General features: G+C 64.9%; 18 protein-coding genes. 12 read left to right on the top strand and 6 right to left on the bottom strand.

From position 1 onward, the window contains the following. Window positions 1-660 precede the first annotated feature (660 nt). The 7 genes from P6U24_RS17500 to P6U24_RS17470 all read left to right on the top strand — a co-directional run bounded on the left by P6U24_RS17500 (window position 661) and on the right by P6U24_RS17470 (window position 14,724). On the top strand, window positions 661-2,472 hold the full coding sequence (locus P6U24_RS17500; protein WP_407160497.1) for a type I secretion system permease/ATPase: 1,812 nt from the start codon (window positions 661-663) through the stop codon (window positions 2,470-2,472). 2 nt (window positions 2,473-2,474) lie between these two features. After that, window positions 2,475-4,478 (top strand): HlyD family type I secretion periplasmic adaptor subunit, encoded by a 2,004-nt coding sequence (locus P6U24_RS17495; RefSeq protein ID WP_407160311.1) that lies wholly within the window; start codon window positions 2,475-2,477, stop codon window positions 4,476-4,478. Window positions 4,479-5,115: 637 nt separating this feature from the next. Then, window positions 5,116-8,556: a hypothetical protein gene (locus P6U24_RS17490; RefSeq protein ID WP_407160310.1), complete on the top strand. Its 3,441-nt coding sequence runs from the start codon at window positions 5,116-5,118 to the stop codon at window positions 8,554-8,556. Between the two features lie 300 nt (window positions 8,557-8,856). Continuing rightward, entirely contained in the window at window positions 8,857-12,678 is a 3,822-nt protein-coding gene (locus tag P6U24_RS17485) for a sulfotransferase (protein WP_407160309.1), read from the top strand. 351 nt (window positions 12,679-13,029) lie between these two features. After that, window positions 13,030-13,623 carry a formyltransferase family protein gene (locus tag P6U24_RS17480; RefSeq protein WP_407160308.1) on the top strand — a complete coding sequence of 198 codons (594 nt, stop codon included), beginning with the start codon at window positions 13,030-13,032 and terminating at the stop codon, window positions 13,621-13,623. A 257-nt stretch (window positions 13,624-13,880) separates the two neighbouring features. Continuing rightward, window positions 13,881-14,228 (top strand): hypothetical protein, encoded by a 348-nt coding sequence (locus P6U24_RS17475; protein WP_407160307.1) that lies wholly within the window; start codon window positions 13,881-13,883, stop codon window positions 14,226-14,228. Beyond that, entirely contained in the window at window positions 14,173-14,724 is a 552-nt protein-coding gene (locus P6U24_RS17470) for a hypothetical protein (protein ID WP_407160306.1), read from the top strand. The genes P6U24_RS17475 and P6U24_RS17470 overlap by 56 nt, the downstream gene beginning before the upstream one ends. Window positions 14,725-15,004: 280 nt before the next feature. Here the strand turns inward: P6U24_RS17470 and P6U24_RS17465 are convergent, their stop codons facing one another. Beyond that, a complete protein-coding gene (locus P6U24_RS17465; RefSeq protein WP_407160305.1) occupies window positions 15,005-15,208 on the bottom strand; it encodes a hypothetical protein in 204 nt (67 codons plus the stop codon). Window positions 15,209-15,427: 219 nt separating this feature from the next. Between P6U24_RS17465 and P6U24_RS17460 the strand changes: the two genes are divergently transcribed. Continuing rightward, complete coding sequence (locus P6U24_RS17460; RefSeq protein WP_407160304.1) at window positions 15,428-16,306, top strand: DMT family transporter; 879 nt, start codon at window positions 15,428-15,430, stop codon at window positions 16,304-16,306. Window positions 16,307-16,429: 123 nt separating this feature from the next. Further along, the gene (locus P6U24_RS17455) at window positions 16,430-17,896 is read left to right on the top strand and encodes a caspase family protein (RefSeq protein WP_407160303.1); all 1,467 of its coding nucleotides are present in this window, start codon (window positions 16,430-16,432) and stop codon (window positions 17,894-17,896) included. Window positions 17,897-17,984: 88 nt separating this feature from the next. Here the strand turns inward: P6U24_RS17455 and P6U24_RS17450 are convergent, their stop codons facing one another. Together P6U24_RS17450 and cysK are read right to left on the bottom strand one after the other, a co-directional pair. Next, entirely contained in the window at window positions 17,985-18,224 is a 240-nt protein-coding gene (locus P6U24_RS17450; RefSeq protein ID WP_407160302.1) for a BrnA antitoxin family protein, read from the bottom strand. Between the two features lie 2 nt (window positions 18,225-18,226). Then, window positions 18,227-19,204 (bottom strand): cysteine synthase A, encoded by a 978-nt coding sequence (gene cysK, locus P6U24_RS17445; RefSeq protein ID WP_407160301.1) that lies wholly within the window; start codon window positions 19,202-19,204, stop codon window positions 18,227-18,229. Between the two features lie 239 nt (window positions 19,205-19,443). Here cysK and P6U24_RS17440 point away from each other — a divergent pair, with 239 nt between their 5' ends. Continuing rightward, window positions 19,444-19,674 carry a hypothetical protein gene (locus P6U24_RS17440; RefSeq protein WP_407160300.1) on the top strand — a complete coding sequence of 77 codons (231 nt, stop codon included), beginning with the start codon at window positions 19,444-19,446 and terminating at the stop codon, window positions 19,672-19,674. A 26-nt stretch (window positions 19,675-19,700) separates the two neighbouring features. Here the strand turns inward: P6U24_RS17440 and tgt are convergent, their stop codons facing one another. Further along, entirely contained in the window at window positions 19,701-20,849 is a 1,149-nt protein-coding gene (gene tgt, locus P6U24_RS17435) for a tRNA guanosine(34) transglycosylase Tgt (RefSeq protein ID WP_407160299.1), read from the bottom strand. A gap of 270 nt (window positions 20,850-21,119) precedes the next feature. Here tgt and P6U24_RS17430 point away from each other — a divergent pair, with 270 nt between their 5' ends. Further along, entirely contained in the window at window positions 21,120-22,145 is a 1,026-nt protein-coding gene (locus P6U24_RS17430) for an aspartate-semialdehyde dehydrogenase (RefSeq protein ID WP_407160298.1), read from the top strand. Window positions 22,146-22,305: 160 nt separating this feature from the next. On the opposite strand, the gene queA is transcribed toward P6U24_RS17430, so the two are convergent. Both queA and P6U24_RS17420 read right to left on the bottom strand, forming a co-directional pair. Beyond that, the gene (queA, locus tag P6U24_RS17425; RefSeq protein ID WP_407160297.1) at window positions 22,306-23,397 is read right to left on the bottom strand and encodes a tRNA preQ1(34) S-adenosylmethionine ribosyltransferase-isomerase QueA; all 1,092 of its coding nucleotides are present in this window, start codon (window positions 23,395-23,397) and stop codon (window positions 22,306-22,308) included. 15 nt (window positions 23,398-23,412) lie between these two features. Continuing rightward, entirely contained in the window at window positions 23,413-24,333 is a 921-nt protein-coding gene (locus tag P6U24_RS17420) for a LysR family transcriptional regulator (protein ID WP_407160296.1), read from the bottom strand. Between the two features lie 84 nt (window positions 24,334-24,417). Here P6U24_RS17420 and P6U24_RS17415 point away from each other — a divergent pair, with 84 nt between their 5' ends. Then, a complete protein-coding gene (locus tag P6U24_RS17415; protein ID WP_407160295.1) occupies window positions 24,418-24,900 on the top strand; it encodes an ester cyclase in 483 nt (160 codons plus the stop codon). The last annotated feature ends 11 nt before the right edge of the window (window positions 24,901-24,911 follow it).

Genomic DNA, 24,911 nt, shown 5'->3' with positions numbered 1-24,911 from the left:
AAAAGCTCGATCACTCCCCTTGATCGGCGTCAGCGAGAAACGGCTCCACACATCCCCGATAGTTCCCCGATCGTGACGTCGAGACCTATGCGTGCGGGGGCAGTTCCTGTCGCCATTGATCGTCCCTGCTACTGTCCTCTGTCGTCGAGAACTTGAGTTGAGCGGCGCAGCCGTTGCGCTGCAGAGAGATTTATTTGGCTTCGTGGCGTCATTCGGCCGGCATGGGGGCCAATGCGCACCGAAGCAAGGTGATAGCCGGACTAATCTGTGACATTTGTAATGCGACGACCCGCATCGAGGCAACTAAGTCTCAGCGTGATCACCGGAATTCCGAGCGGCCGCAATCTTGCACGGAGGCCGGAATAAATTTCTGCACTGCGTGTTCGCGCGCGGGAGGCAATGACCATCACGGTGCGCTGGGTTTCACGCGACGCACGGATTTCATACGGATTTTGTCTCTCGTCCCATTGTTGCCGGAAATTCGTCCGCATCGACTGCCAATAGCGGACGATGGATCACAACAACCGGCCACTGAGAAGGCGCAACTAAATGGCTGCCGCCCAAGACCGTTCACGGATGACAGGTGCCGCAGGTCTCGCGGATTTTATCGGGACTGGAGACGACCCCGTCACGCGCGGATTGCGGCAGGCTGCGCGCCGGATCGCCGGTATCGGAGTCTTCAGCGGCGTCATCAACATCCTGATGCTCTCGGGCTCGGTCTACATGATGCAGGTCTATGACCGCGTCATTCCGAGCCGCAATCTGGCGACGCTGGCCGGCCTGTCGCTGATGATTCTGCTTGCCTACATCATGCAGGGCTATTTCGACGCGTTGCGCGCACGCATGCTGTGCCGGGTCGCGACCGTGTTCGATGCAGGGCTGCAGGAGCCGATCCACCACGCGCTGGCAACGCTGCCGCTGCGCGGCGCCAAGCCGATGCTGATGCAGCAGCCGCTGCGCGATCTGGACCAGCTGCGCGCCTTCATGTCGAGCATGGGCCCGACCGCCTTCCTCGACATGCCCTGGATCCCGATCTTCCTGATCGGCCTGTTTCTGTTTCATCCACTGATCGGCCTGACCGCCGTGGTCGGCACGGCGGCCATCATCTCGATGACGCTGATGACCGAGCGGCTGTCGCGCCGCGCCGCCAAATCGGCGATGGACACCAGCGCGGCGCGCCAGGTGCTGGCCGACGCCACCCAACGCAACGCCGAAGTGCTTCGCGCGCTCGGCATGACCGAGCGATTCGCCGCGCGCTGGACCGACGTCAACGAGCGCTATCTGAAGGACAACATCCGCGCCAGCGACGTCTACTCCAATCTTGGCTCGGCGGCGAAGGTGCTGCGCTTCATCCTGCAGTCGGGAATGCTCGGCATCGGCGCCGCGCTCGTGGTCTCGGAGCAGGCCTCGGGCGGCGTGATGATGGCCTCATCGATTCTGATGGGCCGCGCGCTCGCGCCGGTCGAGGTTGCGCTTGGCACCTGGAAGCAGCTCGTGGCAGCACGCCAAGGCATCGTCCGCCTGCGCGAGATCTGCAAATCCACGGCCAAGCCGCCGGCACCGGCAGTGTCGCTGCCGCGCCCTTCCCGCGAATTGACAGTGCAGGAGCTGGCCGTCGCCGCACCCGGACACGAGCGAACGATCGTGTCCAACGTCTCGTTCACGATCAAGGCCGGCACCGGACTTGCCCTGCTCGGCGCCAGCGCCTCGGGCAAGACGTCGCTGTCGAAAGCCCTGGTCGGGATCTGGCCGGCGCAACGCGGCGTGGTTCGGCTCGACGGTGCAGCGCTCGACCAATGGAGCAACGCGGATCTCGGCCGTCACATCGGCTACCTGCCGCAGGACGTGGCGCTGTTCGACGGCACGGTGGCCGACAACATTTGCCGCTTCGACAGCAGCGCGAACTCGGATGCGATCCTGAAGGCGGCGCGAATCGCGGGCGTTCACGACATCATCCTGCGGCTGCCGGACGGCTATGCGACGCGAATCGGCCAAGGCGGCATGGCCCTCTCTGCCGGCCAGCGACAGCGTATCGGGCTTGCGCGCGCCGTGTTCGGCGATCCCTTCCTGATCGTGCTTGACGAGCCGAATGCCAATCTCGATGCCGACGGCGAAAACGCGCTGAGCCGCGCGATCCAGATCATGCGGCAGAACAAGAGCATCGTGATCGTGATCTCGCACCGACCGAGCGCGCTGGCTGCGCTGGACATGGCCATGGTGCTCTATGAAGGCAAGGCGATTGCGTTCGGCTCCTGCCAGGAGATCTTCGCGCGGGTGTCCGGCGGCAAACCCGGCCCGGCCGCACCAGCGATCGGAAAGGCCGCGCCAGCAATCGGAAGGGCCGCGCCAACCGTCGGAAAGGCCGCGCCGACTGTCGGCAAGCCGGCGCCCCAGCCGCAACAAGTTCGGGCGGCGCCCGCTGCACCGGCACGACCGATTCGCCACGCCGCGCCAGCTGCGGAGAACGCCTGATCATGAAGCACGTCAACGACCTCAGGCCGTTCGATGACGACGATTTCACGCCGCCTCCGAGCCGCCATGTCGGTCCGCAGGGCGATGCGCTGATCCTGGAATTGCAGCGGCTGCAGCGCGCCTTCGAGGAAGAGAACGAACCAGACTGGCGTGAGTCCCGCAACGGTGCAAGGCAAGGCCGGCGTTCGCCCCCCGGCCGCGCCAAGGGGCCGCAAAGGCCCGCGAAGAAGAGCAGGAAAGGCAAGGTGAGCCGGGCGTTCGACGGCTGGCTCAAGCAGTTCGGATTTCGCTCCGCCCGTGCCCCAGAACCGCAGCAATGTCGTCCGCAGCGACCACGGGTGCAGGAGCCGCAGCTGCGCGAGCCGGTCCGTTCGCCGCGTGAGCCGGTGATATCACCGCCGCCGCGACAGCAGCGTCAGCGTCCGGCCGCACCGCGTGCTCCGGCCGAGATGATGGATCTGCGGCCGGTTGAGGCCAGCCGGCCGATGCCACCGAGAGCGGCAGCACCGCAGATCAGGCGTTCTGTCACGCCGCCCCAGCCGGCCGCGCCTGCGGAGGCTCCGCAGATCCGGCTGCCCGTACCCGCGCAGCCGCAGACCCGCATGGGACAGCTCGCCGGCGCTGCCAGCACGGCCCTGACCACAGGCCTGACCCTGATCGCAAGCCAGGGTACCGCGGTGCATCTCGATGACGCTTCGGACGAGGCGCTGATCCCGCGCGTCGGCCGCATGTATGAGAACGAGCTGCGCACCGGCCTGCGCATCCTGCTGCTGGCCCTGGTGCTTGGCGGAGGCTGGATGACGCTGGTGCCGCTCGCGGGCGCCGTCGTCGTGCCCGGCAATCTCGTCGTGCAATCCGACGTGAAGGCGATCCAGCATCCGACCGGCGGCATCGTCGCCGAGATCAAGGTCGATAACGGCAACCATGTCGCTGCCGGCGATCTGCTGGTGCGGCTCGACGCCACCCAGGTGAAGGCCGCGATGCAGGCGATCGGCAAGCAGCTCAACGAGCAGCGGGCGAAGATCGCCCGTCTCAGCGCCGAGCGGGACGGCCTTGAGCAGCCGAACTATCCGTCCGAGCTGACCTCCCGCGCCGACGATGACAATGTCGCCGCCGTGATCGCTTCGGAGAATTCACTGTTCAAGGCCCGGCTGAATACGCGGCAGAGCCAGAAGGACCTGCTGCAAGGGCGCGTCTCGCAGCTCAATGACGAGATTCGCGGAATGGAGGCGCAGTCCGATTCGAAGAGCAAGCAGATCGACCTGATCAATGGCGAACTCGCCGGCGTTCAGGATCTCTACGACAAGCACCTGGTGCCGCTCACGCGTCTGACCACCCTGCAGCGCGAGGCCGCGCGTATCGACGGCGAGCGCGGACAGCTCGTGTCAAGCATCGCCGAGACCAAGTCGAAAATCGGCGAGGCGCAGCTCCAGATCGTCAAGACGGACCAGGATTTCCGCACCGAGGTCGTGAAGGATCTCGGCGAAGCGCAAGCCAAGGAAGGCGAGCTGATCGAGAAATTCGTCGCCGCGCGCGATCAGCTCAACCGCATCGAGGTCCGCGCGCCGAACTCCGGCACCATCCACCAGCTCGCGGTACATACGATCGGCGGCGTCATCAAAGCGGGCGAGACGATCATGGAAGTCGTGCCCGATTCGGACGAACTGCAGGTCGAGGCCCATGTGCAGCCCAAGGATATCGACCACGTCCACATGGGCCAGGCCGCCTTCGTCCGCTTCTCGGCCTTTAACCAGCGCACGACACCGCAGCTCAGCGGCCAGGTCTCTTTCGTATCGCCCGACATCACGACGGATCAGAAGTCGAACTCGACCTTCTACACCGTCAGGATCGTCATGTCTGAAGACGAGCGGCACCGGCTCGGCAGCTCGCAGCTCATCCCGGGTATGCAGGCGGAAGTTTTCGTGCAGACCGGCAAGCGCACAATGTTGAGCTATCTGATGAAGCCGATCACGGAGCAGCTTCATCGCGCCTTTGTCGAGGAATGAGAGCGGAACCAACTGAGTCCGCGGCCTGAGTAAAGGCACGCGCAGGCTCGGCGCGCGCGATCGCGCCGGCCTCGACGCCGACACCATGCCTTGCGTGTGACCTTCGAACTAATGAGCACGCCGGCTGCGGCCCATCGCACCGTGCGCTTTCGTCGCATCGGCAGCAGCGCCTCGTCGGCGCTATGATACCCCTATTGGTCTTATCTCAATGGCAGCGACTCACGCTGAATTGCGTGCGGTCTCGCCTGTTCCATGGGTTCCTCCACCCGGAGCTTTGTTGTTCGAGACGTTCGATCGTCTTCTGCTACGCCGCAAGATGCGGGCGACTTCTTGGCCATATGATGCAAACGCCGCTGCGAAAGATGGCCGCGCACTCATCTGCCCTATGAATTCAAGCACTTCGTACGTGGCGTGACGCGCGTGCGAATGATTCTAATTGCCTGAACAACAACATATTTGCGAACGGCGCTGCGCTCTATTTGGCCCCTTTTGCGCAATTAATTGCAGCCGTCCTTGGGGGAGCACAACTGTCACTCCTGACTAACCGGCGCTCGCCGGGCGGAAAGGGCCTGCCGTTCTATGCGTCCCGCATGTTGCCATATGCACGGCGTCGGGATGAATTGGGGAGAGATGATCAATGGCGACGAACACCTTCAATCCGACTGCGCTGGCAAATGGCACGTCGAACCTGCTGACGCGCGCATCCGCGCTCAATCAGTCGACCGACCTTGTGCAGGCCGGCGTCGTCTTCAATGATGCGGTTCGCGCCTCGCTCGGCCTGTTCAGTCTGGCAGGCAGCGGTAACTCCAACCCCTTCCTCGGCAGCTACACGACCGACATCCACGCGGTCCAGAATGACATCGCGGCGATGCTGGCCAATCCCGGCCAAGTCACGCTCGGTGGCCAGACCTTCGCACTGAATGCCACTGATACGGCCGTGCTCACCAACGTCCAGGCCCAGTTGGGCACGCTGATCACCGCCGCTGGACAGGTGACCAATGCCGCAACATTGTCGGCGGCCACTCAGACCATTCATGCGGTCCAGAGCGAGATCCTGCAGGAAATCAACAACGACCACCACCTGTCCGGTGCGCTGAACAACGTGCAGTTCCTGGCCAACACGGGAGCCAACGACGTCGCATTCCAGAACTCGCCGGCGGGCGCAGACGATCCGGCATCCCTGGCAGCGGCAGCGGCTGGCAACAGCCTCAAGGACGTCGGCACGGTGTTCAACAAGGTCGTCGATCTGGCCTCGGGCGGCATCAATGCCGGCAATCTGCAGGAGGTCACCAACGATCTCACCGCGGTTCAGCAGGGCCTCACCGCGATCCTCAACAACAAGACCCAGCTCGCGCAGATCGAGAACGGCGAAACCGCCAATGCGGCGGCGCTGACCACGGTGCACCTGCAGACCGTTCTCAATCAGATCAACCTTCAGCTCACCAAGTACAACGCCGCCGAGACCACCGGCAACCAGGCCGCGCTGCGCGGCACCGCCGACAACCTGCTCGACATTATCGATATCGTTCAGGGCGACGCCAATCTGAACACCGCCGCGGGCGGCAACGGCAATGCAGGCCATGCCGGCGGCTTCGCCGAGGATCCGGGCGGGCTCACCGGCACCGTCACCAAATTCCAGGACAACCAGGCGCAGACCAATTTCTGGGCCGCCTTCCTGGCCGAGGCCAACACGATCAACGCGCATCTGCAGAAGATCTCGACCGGCGCCGAGCAGGCAAGCCAGACCCTGATCACGCAGATCCAGAACTATCAGCAGTTCGGCGCCAATTTCGACGCGGCGCAGGGTGCGGTGTTCCAGGGCCGGTTCGATAACGAGCTGCTCGGCGGCACGCTCGAGGCGGACTCGGCGGCCGCAATCAAGGGTCTGCAGGGCATCCTCAACGGCGACACCGGCGATGCGCTCGCCGCCGACAAGGCGATGCTTATCGCTGCCGGCCAGGGCTTCGCAGCCGACGCCATGGACGTCTCCGGCAACAACATTGCCATCGGCGGCGCGACCTATGTCGGCTCCGCGACCACGGTGTCGACCGCGACCTCGGTCCATGGCCTCGCCCATGGCAGCATTCCGGTGACGGCGAACCCGAACATCGCCGAGGGCACCGGCGGCACCGCGACGACTCCTCCCACGGGTGGCGGTGGTGGCGGCACGGGCGGTGGTGGCACCGGCGGTGGCGGCAGCACCCCGACGCCCATCAACTTCAGTCCGACTGCGCTGGCCAATGGCACGTCGAACCTGCTGACGCGCGCCTCCGCTCTGCAACATTCGACGGATCTGGTTCAGGCCGGTGTCGTCTTCAATGACGCTGCCCGCGCCTCGCTCGGCCTGTTCAGTCTCGCGGGCAGCGGCAATTCACCGACCTTCCTCAGCAGCTATCAAGCTGACATTACGGCCGTGCAGACCGACATCGCCGCTATGCTGGCCGATCCCGCTCATGTCACGCTCGGCGGCCAGACCTTCGCGCTGAACGCGACGGATACCGCTGTTCTGACCAATGTCGAGGGTCAACTGGCCACGTTGCTCAACGCGGCGGGACAGGTCACCAACGCCACCACGGCGGCGGCTGCCTCTCAGACCATTCAAGCGGTGCAGCAGGAGATTCTGCAGGAGATCCACAACGACGCGCACCTGACGACCGCCTTGAACGGCGTCACCTACCTCGCCAACACGGGCGCCACCGACGTCGCCTTCCAGGCCTCCCCTGCAGGCGCTGACGATCCGGCCGCATTGGCCGCGGCAACCGCGGGCAACAGCCTCCACGATGTTGGCGTGGTGTTCAACAAGGTCGTCGATCTGGCCTCGGGCGGCATCAATGCCGGCAATCTGCAGGAGGTCACCAACGATCTCACCGCGGTTCAGCAGGGCCTCACCGCGATCCTCAACAACAAGACCCAGCTCGCGCAGATCGAGAACGGCGAAACCGCCAATGCGGCGGCGCTGACCACGGTGCACCTGCAGACCGTTCTCAATCAGATCAACCTTCAGCTCACCAAGTACAACGCCGCCGAGACCACCGGCAACCAGGCTGCGCTGCGCGGCACCGCTGACAACCTGCTCGATATTATCGACATCGTTCAGGGCGACGCCAACCTCAACACCGCCGCGGGCGGCAACGGCAATGCAGGCCATGCCGGCGGCTTCGCCGAGGATCCGGGCGGGCTCACCGGCACCGTCACCAAGTTCCAGGACAACCAGGCGCAGACCAATTTCTGGGCCGCCTTCCTGGCCGAGGCCAACACGATCAACGCCCATCTAACCAAGATCTCGACCGGCGCCGAGCAGGCAAGCCAGACCCTGATCACGCAGATCCAGAACTACCAGCAGTTCGGCGCCAATTTCGACGCGGCGCAGGGTGCGGTGTTCCAGGGCCGGTTCGATAACGAGCTGCTCAACGGCACGCTCGAGGCGGACTCGGCGGCCGCAATCAAGGGTCTGCAGGGCATCCTCAACGGCGACACCGGCGATGCGCTCGCCGCCGACAAGGCGATGCTTGTCGCTGCCGGCCAGGGCTTTGCTGCCGACGCCATGGACGTCTCCGGCAACAACGTCCCGGTCAATGGCGGGACCTATGTCGGCACGGCGACCACGGTGGCGACCGCAACATCGATCAACGGGACCGCCCATGGCACCATCCCGGTCACCGCGAACCCGAACATCGCCGAGGGCACCGGCGGCACCGCGACGAGCGGAACGACCACCTCGGGCGGCGGCACCACCGCAGGCGGCGGTGCGACGGGCGGTGGCACGACCGCAGGCGGCGGCACCACCACGGCCGGCGGCACGAGCTCGGGCGGCGACCACAGCACCGGCGGCGACCACAGCACCGGCGGCGGCACCACGACGGCAGGCGGCACCACTTCGTCGGGAGGCGGCGCGACGGGAGGCACGAGTTCGGGTGGCACCACCACATCCGATAACGGCCATTGCGGCGGCTGCGGCCACGAGCACGAAATCCATCAGGCCGATCACGGCCATGCACAGGTGGCCGCGGCCGGTTGGGATCTGGCTCCGCACGTCGACATGTCGCATCAACAGGCGATGGCGCACATGTGGGGCTGACGCCTCCCTGCGGATCAACGACGCCAGCCGGCGCAGCATGCTGCGCCGGCTTCCTGGTGAGCGGCGCGTTGGCTTCGTCGTTCGGGATCAACTCCCGCTGCGACGTAAAAACCGTTCAGACGGGGCGTCGATGTCGCGTCATTCCGTCCGGACAACATTATTGCAGCAAAGACGGTCATGAACGAACCTGCCATTGCCTTTCGCCCACGTCTCGTTTCGACGTCGACCACCCCCCATTCCCCGCCCATGCCCCCCGCGGACGCATCGAGGCTTCATGCTGCGGAGCAGGCCCATCGGCGCATGCTCGACGCACAGCCGCATCATTTCCGCACGCTGTGCGGGCTTGCGATGATCCGCCTGCAGCTCGGCGATATCGGCGAGGCCGAGATGCTGCTCGGCCAGGCCGCCAATGCTGCTGATCAACCAGCTGATGCGGCTCTCCTGCTCGGCCAGGCATTCGCGAATCTCGGCGATTGCTGCCGGCGGCTCGGCCGCCATCGGGAGGCGATCGGCCATTACATGCGAGCGCTTTCGATCCACCCGGAAACACCGGGCGTGCTGCTCAATCTCGGTGGCTGCCACCAGGCGGTCGGGCAGTTCGAGCCGGCCATACAGGCCTTCCATCAGGCCCTTGCGCAAGACCCGCACCTTGCCGAGGCGCATTATAACCTGGGCAACATCTACCTGGAGATGAACAACTGGGCCGCTTCCGTCTCGCATTACGAGCGCGCCATCGCCGAGCGTCCCGCCTTTCCGCAGGCGCACAACAATCTCGCCAATGCGCTGCAGAAGCGCGGGCGCCATCAGGATGCGATCGCGCATTATGACGAGGCTATCCGCATCGATCCGCATTATGCAGTGGCCTTCCGCAATCGCGGCGATGCGCTGAGCGCGGTGAAGCGCTTCGACGATGCCATCGCCAGCTATCGGTCCGCGCTTGCCGTCGCTGCTGCAGACGCAGTGACGTTGAACCATCTCGCCACCACGCTCTCGATCGTCGGACGGCTGGACGAGGCGAGCCGCGCCTATGAGGCGGCGCTCGCGCTCGAACCCGACAATGTCGGCCTCCAGCTCAACTATGCCGCCGTCAGGCGGTTCGTCGCGCATGATCCGCGCCTGCCGCGTCTGCAGGCGCTGGCGGCCCGCGAGAGCAGCCTCTCCGAGCGCGAGAGGATCACGCTGCACTTCACGCTCGGTCGCGCCTATGCCGATATTGGGGACGGCGAACGGTCACTGCACCATCTTCACGCCGGCAATGCGCTGGAGCGCCGCCGCTTCACCTACGACGAGACCCTCGCGCTGCAGCAGTTCGAGCGGATCAAGCGCGTCTTCACCAAGGAGCTGATCGAGGCCCGCTCTGGCCGTGGTACGCCGTCCGATGCACCCGTCTTCGTCGTCGGCATGCCGCGCTCCGGCACCAGCCTGATCGAACAGATCCTCGCCAGCCACGCCAGCGTGCATGGCGCCGGCGAGGTCAGCCACCTCGCGGCCGCGGTTGGCGCGCTGACGGAGCGCGGCCGCGACGACTATCCGGAGCTGCTCGCCGAGCTCACCGATGACGAGCTGCGCGAGCTCGGTGAGACTTACCTCAATCACTTCAACGGCGTGACGGCGGACCGGATCGTGGACAAGATGCCGGCGAACTTTCTGTTCGCGGGCCTCATTCATCTGCTGTTTCCGAACGCCAAGATCGTCCACGTCAAGCGCAACCCGATCGACACCTGCCTCTCCTGCTACTCGCTGTTGTTTGCCGAGCCCCAGCCCTTCGCCTACGATCTGGCCGAGCTCGGGCGCTACTACAACGCCTATGATAGCCTGATGCGACACTGGCGCTCCGTCCTGCCTGCCGGTGTCATGCTGGAAGTTACTTACGAGGACGTGGTGCGCGATTTCGAGCCGCAGGCGCGCCGGATGATCGCCCATTGCGGCCTCGATTGGGACTCGCGCTGCCTGTCATTCCATGAGACCAAGCGGCCGGTGAACACGGCGAGCCTGGTCCAAGTCCGCAAGCCGCTCTTTGCCGAGTCCGTGGGGCGCTGGCGCATCTATGGCGAGCGGCTGAGGCCGCTCCTGGAAGCGCTCGGCACCGACGCCGTGCTCGGTGCCGTCACGGCCATCATGGGCACGGACGCGCCAAGAGCTGCGCCTGCCAATGTCGCTCCGCCCGTCGTCACGCCGCCTGCCCCGTCGCTGGCGGTCGAGCCGCAGGCAGATCAGAGCATGCTGGGTGCGGAGGCCGAACGCGCCTTCGCCGTTGCCAAGAAGCTGCAAAACCGCGGCGACCGCGCGGACGCAGCGACGCTGTTCAATTTCATCCTGGCGGTCCAGCCCAATCATTTTGGCGCGCTGCTCGGACTTGGCGCGGTCAGCACCCATGCCAATCGCCTGGACGAGGCACGCAACTACTTCCAGAGGGCCCTCGCCATCAACGGCAGATCTGCGGAAGCCCATGGCAGCCTCGGCGCGGTCGAGGCCACGGCGGGCCGGCTCGATGTCGCGGTCGGCCATTACCTGACGGCGCTTGCGATCGCGCCCGATCACCCGGGCATCCTCTACGCCTACGCCATGGTGCTGCAGAGCCAGGGCAAGCGTGACGAGGCCATGGCGACGCTCCACCGCGCCATCGCGAACAAGCCGCAGCATCTCGATGCCCATTTCGCGCTCGGCAACCTGCTCTATGCCGCCGGCAAGGACATCGAGGCAGCGAAGTGCTACCTCAAGGTCCTCGACTACAGCCCGCATCACGCCGAGACCCACAACAATCTCGCCAACGTGCTGTTGCGACAGGGCCATCCGGAGCGCGGCATCGAGCACTACAAGAAGGCGATTGCGAGCCGGCCGGACTATGCCGACGCCTATGGCAATCTCGGCAATGCCCTGCTCGAGCTCAATCGCCTGGAAGAGTCGATCGAGCAGAACCTCAAGGCCCTGAAGATCAAGCCCGATCGCTTCGGCTCCTACAACAATCTCGGCGTGGCCTATCAGGCGCTCGGCCGGTTCGAGGAGGCCACCGCCGCGTTCGAACGCGCCATCGAATTGTCGCCCGACGAGGCGCCGGTGCACCTCAATCTGGCGAACATGCGCAAGTTCAAGCCGGAGGATCGCCGCCTGCCGGGATTGCGGCGTCTGCTCGAGCGGGTCGATCAGCTCGACGAGGAGAAGCAGATCGCGGCCCATTTTGCGATGGGCAAGGCGCTCGCCGATCTCGGCGAGCATGACGGCGCGTTTGGGCATCTCAAGACCGCCAACGCGCTGAAGCGGGCCACCTTCACCTATGACGAGCCGCAGCGGCTGGCGACGATGAAGAACATCGCCGCCAAGTTCACGCCGGAGTTCATCCAGGCGTTCAACGGGCACGGCGATTCCTCCTGGTCGCCGATCTTTGTCGTCGGCATGCCGCGCTCCGGGACCACCTTGATGGAGCAGGTGCTGGCCAGCCATTCGCAGGTGTTCGGCGCCGGCGAGCTCGAGACCTTCAAGGAGCTGATCGCCGAATGCGCCAAGCGGCGGCATGCCGTTCCCCATTATCCCGAACTCATCAGCTCGCTGCCGCCGGACGAGATCACCGAGCTGGGGCGGATGTACACGGCGCGGGTCCGCGCGCTGGCGCCAGAGGCGCCGCGGATCGTCGACAAGATGCCGCTGAACTTCATGTTCGTCGGACTGATCCATCTCGCTCTGCCGAATGCCAAGATCGTCCATATCAGGCGCGACCCGCTCGATAACTGCGTCTCCTGCTACTCGCTGCTGTTCACCGGCAGCCAGCCCTTTGCCTATGATCTCGCCGAGCTCGGTCGTTACTACCGCGGCTATGAGGGCGTGATGGCGCATTGGCGCGACGTGCTGCCATCAGGCGTCATGATCGACGTGCAATATGAGGATCTGGTCGACGATCTCGAAGGCGTATCGCGACAAGTGCTTACGCATTGCGGCCTCGACTGGGAGGACGCCTGCCGCGACTTCCAGGACACCAAGCGGACGGTCCGCACAGCCAGCCTGATGCAGGTGCGTGAGCCGCTATATCGCAGGGCGATCGGAAGCTGGCGGCGCTACGAGAAATTCCTCGGACCGCTGCATGAGGCGCTACGCACGGCGTCGGATGCCAATCTTGTGGGCAATTGAAGCGATCGTGATTGTCGGGCGTAAGATCCGACAAACAAATAGCCGGGTACGCTTGCCCCGGGGATAGGTGACGGGCGAGGCACCCGGCTATTCGGCCGCGCGGCGGTGCGGCTTTTATCAGTATGCCATCAGCGCCTTAAGGAATTGTCCTCATCATATGCTGCAATCGGTCCGTGCAGCTACGGTGGAACACGGCGATTGCACCGATCGATATGCGTCGGCCGCTCAGCTGTGGTGAAGGCGGCACAGGCGCTTGACGGGAGCGCTCAGGATTGGTTTGACCCGGACAGGATCATCATTCACCCCGCCCTCCTGCCCGCTCGCCCCGCAACTTACGGAAGACATCACCCCATGCGTATCACCCTGGTCGGCTCCCGCCATTTCGGTGTGGCGACACTGCACATGCTGCGCGACAAGGGCATCGAGATTGCCCGCGTGGTGGTGCACGATGGCGAGGACCGGTTGGCAGCCGCCGCCCGCGCGGCCGGGATTGAGGTCGTGGTGCAGGCCAACCCCAAGCTGGTGACGCCCGAGGAGATCGCACCAAACACCGACCTGATCGTCACCGCCCATAGCCATGCGCGCGTCAGCCAGGAGGCGGTCGCGGCGGCGAAGCTCGGCGGCATTGGCTATCATCCGTCGCTGCTGCCGCGGCACCGGGGCATTGCGGCGGTGGAATGGACCATCAAGGAAGGCGATCCGATCGCCGGCGGGACGATCTATCATCTCGCCGAGCGCATGGACGCCGGCGCGATCGCCGCGCAGGACTGGTGCTTCGTCAAGAAGGGCGAGACCGCTCGCGAGCTGTGGGAGCGTGCGCTGGCGCCGCTCGGGCTGAAGCTGCTCGGCGAGGTCATCGACTACGGCAGGCGACATGGCACTCTGCCGGCGAAGCCGCAGGACGAGCAATTCGCCACCAAGGCGCCGAGCCTCACCCCGCATTGAGCCACGCGAGTTTCATCCGGCCTGCGAGCGAGGGCCGATTCTGTTCCCTGGATCAGGCGGAAAGCACGAGCTCTTGATATGCAGGCTTTAGGACCAAGTTCCGCCCCGGCGGCGCCTCACCGGTTACCAGTCCGCAGCGGGATTAACCTTTATATTATTGATATTCCTTTTGAATTTTCAATTCTTGCATTGCGGCAAATTTCGGTCACATTTGACAGGAATATGACGTCCATCACCAAAGATTGAGGAATTGATTCATGCGTCTCGACCGCATTGGAGCAGCTTTTCTTGCCTCGCTTTTGGCTGGCGCCGCCGCTCCCGCTTTCGCCCAGTCCCCTTATGACGGCCAGTGGCAGGTCACGATCACCACCAACAGCGGCAGCTGCGAACCGACCGCGAGCTCGATGCTGACCGTTACCGACGGCAAGATTTCTGCAGCGGGTGCCAATGTCTCCGGCTCGGTCGGCCGCGAGGGCCTTGTGAAAGTCTCGATCAACGGGGCATATGCCAACGGCCAAATCAGTGGCAATTCCGGTTCGGGGAAGTGGAATGGAGCTTCAGCAGGCATACCGTGCAGCGGTCGCTGGCAGGCGTCGCGGCTTTAACGCGACCAAAACATTTCATTTGCGGATTGCACGGCGGCTGGCGACAGCCGCCGTTCTGCTTGGGACCATCGGCTTCAGCACGGCGGCCCTGGCGCAATCCGGCGGCCCCTTCGCCGGCTTGGCCGGAACCTGGAGCGGCAGCGGCACCGTCGGCCTCGACGACGGCTCGACCGAGCGCATCCGCTGCCGCGCGACCTATGCCGTGGCCGGCCGCCGGATGCAGCTGGCGCTGACCTGCGCCAGCGACGCCTACAGGTTCAACCTGCACGGCGATGTCGAGGCTGAGGGATCGGCAATTTCGGGCACCTGGAGCGAGTCGAGCCGCAATGTCAGCGGCGTGCTGCAGGGGCGCGGCGGCGCCGGCAACTATCAGCTCACGGCGAGCGCCGCCGGCTTCAACGCCAATATCGCGCTCGCGACCCGCGGCAACAGGCAGTCGGTCTCGATGCGGGCGGACAGCCAGTTCCGCAGCGCCGATATCACGCTGTCGCGCTGAGATATCGGCTCGCTCAGCGTGAAATCGGTTCTCGGCGGATGGGTTGAGCTCTCGCCATCTCCGACGCTGTCATGCTCCGCCACCCGGTCCGGCCTTCGGCCGGCCGGATGACAGGCTCCGGCGGAGCATCCCGTACTCCGCGGCAGAAGAGATCGAACCGAAACGTCACAGCGTACCGGATCGTCCGCCGTCGCGGACGATGACAGTGAAGCCTATGTAGAATCGTGCCTTGCAAACGGTCGTCTACGTCTAGAGGCGTCTGCCACTCACGGGGCACCACCTATCCCGCCTTCTTCGGCTCGGCGAGTTGGGCCGCGGTCCGCTTGATGGTCTTGGCGATCAAGAGCGCCTGCTCCCGCGTCATCGCGAAATCCTGGATCCCTTTGTGCGTGGTCAGCGATAGCACGAGCAGATGCGGCTCGCGCTCGGGCCAGCCGGTGGCGAATGCCGTCACGAAATCCGCGGAGGTGGGGCGATCAGTCATGGGTCGATTCCTCAATCAAGCGCGGTCGCTTTAGGACGGATTGCATCCCTGCTCTAGGATTTTGTGAGCGCGGGGATCGGGCGCAGGCGCGCGGTACGCTTTCACCAATTGCATGCCCGCAATGCAACTGGCGATTTCGTTTGCAAAGTCTGAGCGCCGTTGCGATATAGCCCGCCCATTCCTTAGGCAGCTTCAGTCGCCGCGCCGGATTCCCTCCCCATGCAGCGTCCCGCTTCCAAGACCATGGCCGCGCTCTGGATGGCTGGCTGGCTCAGCCTGATGCTGGTGATGGCGGTCGCCGGCCGCGAGGCCACGCGCGAGCTCAACGTGTTCGAGCTGATGCAGATGCGTGCGCTGCTCGGCTTTGGGATGCTCGCCCCCCTGATCTGGCGCAGCGGTGGCATCAGCATCCTCAAGACCGCGCGGCTGCCGCAGCACATCGCACGCAACCTCGTCCATTACGGCGCACAGATCGGCTGGTTCTTCGCGCTGACCTTGATCCCGATCGGGCAGGTGGTGGCGATCGAATTCACCATGCCGATCTGGACCGCGCTCCTCGCCGCGAGCTTTCTCGGCGAGCGGATCACGCTGTTCAAGCTGGCGGCGATCGCGCTCGGCCTGGTCGGCGTGATCGTGATCGTGCGTCCCGATACGGGCTCGGTCAATCCCGGCCAATTGATCGCTCTGGTCGCCGCGATCGGTTTCGGCATCTCGATCGCGCTGGTGAAGTCGCTGACCCGCACCGAGCCGACGGTGTCGATCATCTTCTGGATGCTGGTGGTGCAGTTCTGCGCCGGGCTCTTTCCCTCGCTTTATGTCTGGACCTGGCCCTCGACCGAGGCCTGGGGCTGGATCGTGGTGATCGCCTTCTGCGGCACCTTCTCCCATTTCTGCATGGCGCGCGCGATGCTCTATGCCGACGCCACCATCGTGGTCCCGATGGACTTCCTGCGCGTGCCGCTCACCGCAACCGCCGGCTGGCTGATCTATTCCGAGCGGCTCGACCTGCTCACCCTGCTCGGAGCTGCGCTGATCCTGACCGGCAACGTGTTGAACCTGCGGCCGGTCTCGCCGGCCCCGGCGCGCGCGGCGCATTGACGCAGCGTCAGGTGCGGAAGACCTTGGCCAACATGATTTTTTTGCATCAGGACTGAGACCTTTTCGCGCCAGCAGCGACTAATGCTGCAGTGACGAACTCGCTTCAGTTGGGGGGATTTCCTGATGCGCTATCTGACCGTCGCGCTGTCGCTCGCCTGCACGCTGCTCGCAGCGCAGGCGGCCAAGGCCGATCGCCGCGTCGCCTTCGTGGTCGGCAACGGCAGCTATACCAACGGCAGCTATACCAATGTGACGCAGCTTCCGAACCCGCCGGTCGATGCCAAGGCGATGGCAGCAACGCTGCGCAACGTCGGCTTCGACGTGGTCGAGGGCACCAATCTCACCCGGGACAAGATGACCGAGAAGCTGCTCGACTTTGGCCGGAAGGCGCAAGGCGCCGACATTGCGGTGTTCTATTACGCCGGTCATGGCATCGCCATCTCGGGCACCAACTATCTGCTGCCGGTCGATGCCGACATCAAATCCGAGATGGACGTCAAGCTCGGCGCGGCAATCAACATCGACCTCACGCTCGACCAGACCATGGGCGACGCCAAGGTGAAGCTGGTGTTCCTCGATGCCTGCCGCGACAACCCATTCGCGGCGAAGATCAAGTCGAACTCGCCGACGCGCAGCGTCTCGGTGCAGACCGGCCTTGCGGAGATGAAGTCCGGCGAAGGCACGCTGATCGCGTTCGCCACCGGTCCAGGCCAGACCGCACTGGATGGCGAAACCGGCGCCAACAGCCCGTTCACCCGCGCGCTGATCGCCAACATCGCCCAGCCCGGCGTGGAGATCCAGCAGGCCATGACCGCAGTGCGCGCCCAGGTCAACGAGGAGACCAACAAAGGCCAACTGCCTTGGGGCCATACCAATCTGATCGGCGCGGTCTATCTCAATCCGGCTGCGGCGCCGTCGAATGCGGGCAAGGCCGCCGCCGGCACGGCAGTTGCGGCACCAGCCGCAAGCACCGGCGAAGCCGAGTTGGAGTTCTGGCGCTCGGTGAAGGACTCCAACAAGCCGGAAGAGCTCAACGCCTATCTGACGGCCTATCCGAACGGACAGTTCAAGTCGCTGGCGCTGGCACGGATCGCCTCGCTCGAGAGCGGCGGCGCGGCCAACAACGCCACCCGCAATCTCACCAAGGGTATCGATCCGGCCGTCTTTACCGAGCAGGGCACGCAAGTCAGCGAGGACCAGGTTGGCCTCGACAAGATCAAGCGCCGTGACGTGCAGCGCCGCCTCACTGGACTTGGCTTCGACACCAAGCTGACCGGCGCGTTCGACGACGAGACCAGAGCGGTCATCAAGCGGTGGCAGGCCGCGCGCGGCTATCCCTCGACCGGCTATCTGACGAAGCTGCAGCACAAGGCGCTGCTGGTAGAGGCCCTCCCTGCTCCGGCGACCGCCAGCACTGGCGACGCCAGCGTCAAAGTCGTTCGACGTGCCAAGCCGGCGGGCAACGCGACCGCTGCCGACGCGCCGGTCTATCGAGGCTCGCCGCCACCCGACAACACCGGCAACGCTGCGGGCGCGGCCTTCCTCGGCGGCATGATGGGCGGCGTGCTTGGCGGCGCGCTGCACCGCTGATCCGAAACGATCTGCATTCATGACAAAGCCCGGGGGATCGCTCCCCGGGCTTTGATCGCTCTTCGCCGCAAACGCCGACGCGTCCGAGCTACAACCCCGCCGCCTTGCGCAAGGCTGCGTTGATGCGGTCCTGCCAGCCAGGGCCATCAGACTGGAAGTGCTCCAGCACGTCCTGGTCGATCCGCAAAGTGACCTGCTCTTTGACGCCGGGAACGGCGACCTGCTTCGGCGGCGCCTCCACCGGTTTGGTCGTCACCTTCTTGAAGGCGGCTTCGGCCTCGGTGCGGGCATCATTGAGCGTGCGTGGACGTCGCGGCTGATCGGCCATCGCTAGATTCCTTCAAACAGGGCCGTCGAGAGATAGCGCTCAGAGAATGACGGCACAATCGCCAGGATGATCTTGCCTTCGCTCTCCGGCCGCTTGCCGATCTCGAGTGCGGCTGCGATCGCGGCGCCCGACGAGATGCCGCCGGGAATGCCTTCGTGGCGCGCCAGCGCGCGGGCGGTCTCGAGCGCAGTCGTGCTGCCTATCTTGACGATCTCGTCGATGACGGAGCGGTCCAGCACATCGGGCACGAAGCCGGCGCCGATGCCCTGGATCTTGTGCGGCGAATGCGTGCCGCCCGACAGCACCGGGCTTTCCTCCGGTTCGACCGCGACCACCCTCAGATCCGCCTTGCGTGGCTTCAGCACCTGGCCGACGCCGGTGATACTGCCGCCGGTGCCGACACCGGCGACGAAGATGTCGATGTTGCCGCCGGTATCGTTCCAGATCTCCTCCGCAGTGGTGCGGCGATGAATTTCCGGATTGGCGAGGTTCTTGAACTGCTGCGGCATCACCGAGTTCGGCGTGGTCTTGAGCAGCTCTTCGGCGGTGGCGATCGCGCCCTTCATGCCCTGCGCCGCAGGCGTCAGCACGATCTCCGCGCCAAGGAAAGCCAGCATCTTGCGCCGCTCGATCGACATCGATTCCGGCATCACCAGCTTCAGCCGGTAGCCGCGCGAGGCTGCAACGAAGGCCAGCGCAATGCCGGTGTTGCCCGAGGTCGGCTCGATTAGCACCGTATCCTGATTGATCGCGCCGGACTTCTCCATCGCTGAGATCATCGCCGCGCCGATGCGGTCCTTCACGCTGGCCGCGGGATTGAAGTATTCCAGCTTGGCAAGGATGGTCGCCTGGACGCCGCGCTGCTGCGGCAATCTTCGCAGCCGCACAATGGGCGTGTCTCCGATTGCATCGACAATTGAATCAAATACCCGTCCACGACCGGGACGTTGCGCAGCATTGGCGGCTGGCGATGCGTTCATGGCAGACTCCCTGCGCAATGCTGCGCGATGTTTGGATTAGTTCCAGCTCACATATCAGTCAGCCTGTTGCGCCGCGCAAGACGCTTTCATGAAGCTGTCACACGCTGCATCGCAATACACGTTTGTGGTGAAATGACGCAAAACCAACGCATTTGTGTTGCGACAAAGTCAAGCTAATCAGTGTAGGCTAGACCTCAGTCCAACACGGGGTTGATCCCGAGCGCAAAGGAGGTCCCACGATGTCAGCACTTGCTGAACTCATGTCGACCCCGGCATCGAAGCCGGATCCGCGCGGCAGCGATCTTCCGAACTGCCCGGTTTGCGCCGACTCCATGATCGCCGCCGAAGCTTCGGCCTATCTCGCCGACAATGCGATCAGCTATCTCTGGACCTGCGACACCTGTGGCTACGGCTTCGTGACCAAGCACAAGGTGAACAAGCGCTTCGGCTGTCAGCCGCTGGCCTCCTGAGTTCCTGAGCTCATTCTGCATTGCACCTAACGCGCGGCGATGTCGCCGCGCGCCCAATCTGCACGCGTCTGTGCATAGAATTGCTCGAAAGTGCCCTGCGCGATCGCCGCACGCATGCCCGCCATCAGCTGCTGGAAATAGGCGATGTTGATCTCCGAGAGCAGCATTGCTCCTAACGTCTCGCCTGACTTGACGAGGTGATGCAGATAGGCGCGCGCGTAGGTGCGCGCCGCCGGCCAGCCACTCTCCTTGTCCAGCGGCCTTGGATCGTCGGCGTGGCGCGCATTGCGCAGATTGACAGCGCCGTAGCGCGTGTAGGCGACGCCATGGCGGCCATTGCGGGTCGGCAGCACGCAGTCGAACATGTCGACGCCGCGCTTCACCGACTCCAGGAGATCGTCGGGCGTGCCGACGCCCATCAGATAGCGCGGCCGATCCGACGGCAGCACCGGCGCGGTCGCCTCGATCATCTTGAGCATCACCTCTTGCGGCTCGCCGACCGCAAGGCCGCCAATCGCATAGCCATGAAAGCCGATGTCGACCAGCGCACGCGCGCTCGCTTCGCGCAGCTCCGGGACGTCGCCGCCTTGCACGATGCCGAACAGCATGGTGCCGTCGGGCGCGCTCTCGAAGGCCCGGCGGCAACGCTCCGCCCAGCGCAGCGACAGTCGCATGGCGCGTTCGATGTCGTCCCGCCCGGCCGGCAACCGCACGCATTCATCGAGCTGCATCGCGATATCAGAGCCGAGCAGCCGCTGCACCTCGATCGCACGTTCGGGTGACAGCTCGATCTTCATGCCGTCGATATGCGAGCGGAACGTCACTGCGCTCTCGGTCACCTTGCGCAGCTCCGACAGCGACATCACCTGGAAGCCGCCGGAGTCGGTTAGGACAGGCCCGCCCCAGCCTGTGAAGCGTTGCAGCCCGCCGAGAGCCGCGATCCGCTCGGCGCCTGGCCGCAGCATCAGGTGATAGGTGTTGCCGAGCACGATGTCGGCACCCGCGTCGCGTATCTCGCGCCAATGTATGCCCTTCATCGCGCCGGCGGTGCCGACCGGCATGAAGGCAGGCGTGCGCACCACGCCGTGCGGCGTGGTCAGGCGACCGGTACGCGCGCCGCTGTCGGTCGCGAGCAACTCGAAATGGTTAGGAAGGCTGGCGTCGGGACGGCTCATGGTGGGCTTATTGCGTCAGGGGAGCGTGGCTTTCAACCGCCTGACGGCAGATTTTCGCCACAAAGCCCGTTGACCTCGGTTCCCCCCGCCCGTATGGTCCCGCGCCATGTCGACCTCGACCAAACGCACGACGAAAACCACCAAGCCCTGCAGGGCCTCGGGAGGCGTGCGCGCGTAAAGCTGTCTGAACGCGACATCTTCGAACCGAAGCCCCGCCTGAAAAGGTCCGGGGCTTTTTTATTGCCCAAATTCCAAGCAGGAGACTGACACGTGAACCGCGATCCCGTTGTAGCCATTGCCGGCGTGACCGGCGCCGTCGGCGCCGAGTTCATCGCCACCATGAACCGCCGCGACTTTCGCGTCGGCAAGCTCAAGGCGCTGGCGAGCGCCCGCTCGGCCGGCAAGACGGTCGATTTTCGCGGCCAGCAGGTGGTGGTGGAGGAGCTGACCGAGCGTTCCTTTGAGGGCGTCGACATCGCGCTGTTCTCGGCGGGCAGCGGCATCTCGCGCAGGTTCGCGCCGGCTGCCGTAAAGGCCGGTGCCGTGGTGATCGACAATTCCTCAGCCTTCCGCATGGACCCGAACGTGCCGCTGGTGATCCCCGAGGTCAACGGAGGCCGCATCCGTGACCATAAGGGCATCATCGCCAATCCCAACTGCGCCGCGATCACTGCGCTGGTGCCGCTGTGGCCGATCCATCAAAGGAACCGGATCAAGCGCGTCATCATCTCGACCTACCAGGCCGCCAGCGGCGCCGGCGCCGCCGCGATGGACGAGCTGGTGCAGGCAACCCGCGCCAGCCTCAACGATCAGGTCTTTACCCAGAAGGTGATGCCGCATCCCTACGCCTTCAACCTGTTCAGCCACAACACCGCCGTCGACCCCGACACCGGCTATAACGACGAAGAGACGAAGGTCATCAACGAAACGCGCAAGATCTTCGAGGACGAGAACATAGCGGTCGGAATCACCTGCGTGCGCGTGCCGGTGCTGCGCGCCCACTGCGAGGCCATCACCTTCGAATGCGAGAAGCCGATCACCGAGGACGAGGTGCGCCGCATCCTGTCGACCGCGCCAGGCGTGCGCGTCGTCGACGACCGCGCCCGCAACTACTTCCCCATGCCGGTCGATGCCTCCGGCCAGGACGACGTGCTGGTCGGCCGCATCCGCAAGGACCTGTCCGACCCCTCGGGCCGCTCGATCGCGATGTTCGTCGCCGCCGATCAACTGCTCAAGGGCGCCGCGCTGAACGCGGTGCAGATCGCCGAGCTCTTGCCCGAGCGCGTGATGGCGTAGGCAGAGTACACTGCGTCTCCATAAAGACCGTCATCACCCGCGAAGGCGGGTGATCCAGTACGCCGAGACAGTTGCGTTCATCCGACGTGCCGCGGCGTACTGGATGCTCCGCCTGCGCGGAGCATGACGACGGAGAATGACTCTACGGACTTCCCGCGTCCTACGCGTACAACTCGGGAGCCGCCGTCCGAAACAGCAAACACGCATCGCCATAGGAATAGAAGCGATAGCCCTTTTCGATCGCATGCGCGTAAGCCGCCTTCATGGCGTCGAGACCGGAGAAGGCCGACACCAGCATGAACAGGGTCGAGCGCGGCAGATGGAAGTTGGTGAGCAGGATGTCGACCGCGCGGAAGCGATAGCCTGGCGTGATGAAGATCGAGGTCTCGCCTTCGAACGGCTCGATGGTGCCGTCGCCGGCGGCCGCGCTTTCCAGCAGCCGCAGCGAGGTGGTGCCGACCGCGACGATGCGCCCGCCATTGGCGCGCGCCTCGTTCAGCGCAGCAGCCGCTGGCGCCGACACGCAGCCCCACTCGGCATGCATCCGATGGCCTTCGGTGTCGTCGGTCTTCACCGGCAGGAAAGTGCCGGCCCCGACGTGAAGGGTCACGCGCTGCACTCCGATGCCGCGCGCGCGCAGCCTTTGCTCCAGGGCCGGGGTGAAATGCAGGCCCGCGGTGGGTGCGGCCACCGCGCCCTCATGGACCGCGAACATGGTCTGGTAATCCGACACGTCCTGCTCGTCCGTAGGACGCTTGCCGGCGATATAGGGCGGCAGCGGCGGCCGGCCGAGATCGGCGATCGCCTGGTCCAGGGTCGGACCGTGGAACGAGAACGACAGCGTCACCTCGCCCTCAGCGCCCTTGGCCTCGACCTCGGCGTCGAGATGGCCGAGCAGGCAGACCTTGCCCTCATTGCCGAAGCGAACGACGTCGCCGACGCTGAGCTTCTTCGCCGGCCGCACCAACGCCTGCCAGCGCGAGCCATCCAGCCGCTTGATCAAGGTTGCCTCGATCTTCGGCTCGGTCTCCCGCCCGATGCGCCGGCCCGAGAGCTGGGCTGCGATCACCTTGGTATCGTTGACGACGAGCTGGTCGCCCGGTTCGAGCCAGTCCGGCAGATCGGCGATGGTGTGGTCACGCAGCACGCCGTCGCCCTCGACCACCAAGAGTCGCGCGGATTCCCGCGGGCTGGCGGGGCGCAGCGCGATGTTCTCAGGCGGCAGGTCGAAATCGAAGAGATCGGTGCGCATCGACGTTCTCATATCCTACATGCTGGCAAACTTGCTTTTCACGATCGGACGCAGGTGATCGCGCAGCCAGGTCAGACCGGGCTCCCGGCTTCGTCCACTGCACCACACCAGCGCATGCGGCAAGGGCGGGAGTGGAAACGGCACCTCTCGACTATCGAGCCCAAAGGTGTGAACGGTTTCGTTCATCGCAAGCGCCGGCAAGGTGGCGAGCAGATCGGCTCGCGCCAGGATCGGTGCGACGGAGGAGAAGTTTGGCACCCATCCGGCGATCGTTCGCGTCAATCCCGCCGCGGAGGCAGCAACATTGACCGGACTGGTCAAGCTGTCGCCGACCCGCACGACCAGATGTGGCCACCGCGCCCACGTCGCGGCACGCCAGTCGCGAAACGCGGGATGCTCTCTGCGGGCGAAGCATCGCCATGCCAGTACGCCGACGGATTCGCCCGTCACGCCGGCAGGCCATCTCAGCGCCGCCGGCACGATTGCGAGATCGATGAGCCCCTCGGCCACGTCGAGCAAGGTGGGCTCCCGCGGCGCGGTCCACTCGATTGCAACAGAGGGGGCCTCGGCGCGAAACCGACTCAGAAGGTCGGCAAACAGTGTCAGCATGAAATCGGGTGCGGCCAATCGGAACACGCGAGTCGAGGTCTCCGGATTGAACCCGTGCTGTGGCGACAGCACACGCTGAATTCCGCCGAGCATCGGGCGGGCCTGCTCGATCAGATCCAAGGCCCGTGCCGTGGGCTGCATCCGCGCGCCGCCCTTCACCAGCAGGGGGTCGCCGAACTGCTCGCGGAGCCGGGACAGCGAATGGCTGATCGCGGATTGGGTGCGCCCAAGCCGCTCTGCCGCGCGCGTCACGCTGCGCTCCGCCATCAGGACGTCGAACACGACCAACAGGTTGAGATCGAAGTGCCGAAGATCGATTTCATTCATGACATGGCACGACTATTCATTGGTTCGATAATCCGGGCACGCTCATACCATCGGCCTTGATCCAAGCAAATCATCGGAGGCCAAATGAAACGAGTTCTCGCCCTCTACATGCTGGTGACTACCGCAGCCCTCTCCCCTGCCCGCGCCGAAATGACGGTCGAAGCGGCGCGGTCAACCGTCGCGCCGTTCTACAAGGCGCTGAATGCCGCCTTTGCCCCGCAGAGTGCCGATCTGATCCGGCAGGCAACCGCGCCGGATTGGACGTCCTGCCGCGAGAACGATGTCTGCAGCGGTCGGGATGAGGTTATTGCCGGCGTTGCCGCACGGCTCAAATCGGTTCCGGACCTGACCTGGCAGATCAAGGACGTGGCGGTCGCGGGCAATCAGGTCACGGTGCGTGGTGAAGCCACGGGCAAGCCGGCCGGCCCGTTTATGGGCGCGGCATATTCCGGCAAATCATTCAAGGTGATGTCGATCGACATTCACACCATCGAAAACGGCAGGATGGTCCGCTCGTACCACGTCGAAGACTGGATCGGCGCCGTCCGGCAACTCAGCACAGAGTGATCGATTGAGCA

It is taken from the genome of Bradyrhizobium sp. STM 3557 (genome assembly GCF_045571465.1).
Lineage (GTDB): Bacteria > Pseudomonadota > Alphaproteobacteria > Rhizobiales > Xanthobacteraceae > Bradyrhizobium.
This window is presented reverse-complemented; position numbering and strand designations above follow the sequence as displayed.

Coding starts and splice junctions, on each gene's coding strand:
- P6U24_RS17495 (WP_407160311.1), top strand. CDS start 2,475: ATGAAGCACGTCAACGACCTCAGGCCGTTCGATGACGACGATTTCACG.
- P6U24_RS17490 (WP_407160310.1), top strand. CDS start 5,116: ATGGCGACGAACACCTTCAATCCGACTGCGCTGGCAAATGGCACGTCG.
- P6U24_RS17485 (WP_407160309.1), top strand. CDS start 8,857: ATGCTCGACGCACAGCCGCATCATTTCCGCACGCTGTGCGGGCTTGCG.
- P6U24_RS17480 (WP_407160308.1), top strand. CDS start 13,030: ATGCGTATCACCCTGGTCGGCTCCCGCCATTTCGGTGTGGCGACACTG.
- P6U24_RS17475 (WP_407160307.1), top strand. CDS start 13,881: ATGCGTCTCGACCGCATTGGAGCAGCTTTTCTTGCCTCGCTTTTGGCT.
- P6U24_RS17470 (WP_407160306.1), top strand. CDS start 14,173: ATGGAGCTTCAGCAGGCATACCGTGCAGCGGTCGCTGGCAGGCGTCGC.
- P6U24_RS17465 (WP_407160305.1), bottom strand. CDS start 15,208: ATGACTGATCGCCCCACCTCCGCGGATTTCGTGACGGCATTCGCCACC.
- P6U24_RS17460 (WP_407160304.1), top strand. CDS start 15,428: ATGCAGCGTCCCGCTTCCAAGACCATGGCCGCGCTCTGGATGGCTGGC.
- P6U24_RS17455 (WP_407160303.1), top strand. CDS start 16,430: ATGCGCTATCTGACCGTCGCGCTGTCGCTCGCCTGCACGCTGCTCGCA.
- P6U24_RS17450 (WP_407160302.1), bottom strand. CDS start 18,224: ATGGCCGATCAGCCGCGACGTCCACGCACGCTCAATGATGCCCGCACC.
- cysK (WP_407160301.1), bottom strand. CDS start 19,204: ATGAACGCATCGCCAGCCGCCAATGCTGCGCAACGTCCCGGTCGTGGA.
- P6U24_RS17440 (WP_407160300.1), top strand. CDS start 19,444: ATGTCAGCACTTGCTGAACTCATGTCGACCCCGGCATCGAAGCCGGAT.
- tgt (WP_407160299.1), bottom strand. CDS start 20,849: ATGAGCCGTCCCGACGCCAGCCTTCCTAACCATTTCGAGTTGCTCGCG.
- queA (WP_407160297.1), bottom strand. CDS start 23,397: ATGCGCACCGATCTCTTCGATTTCGACCTGCCGCCTGAGAACATCGCG.
- P6U24_RS17420 (WP_407160296.1), bottom strand. CDS start 24,333: ATGAATGAAATCGATCTTCGGCACTTCGATCTCAACCTGTTGGTCGTG.
- P6U24_RS17415 (WP_407160295.1), top strand. CDS start 24,418: ATGAAACGAGTTCTCGCCCTCTACATGCTGGTGACTACCGCAGCCCTC.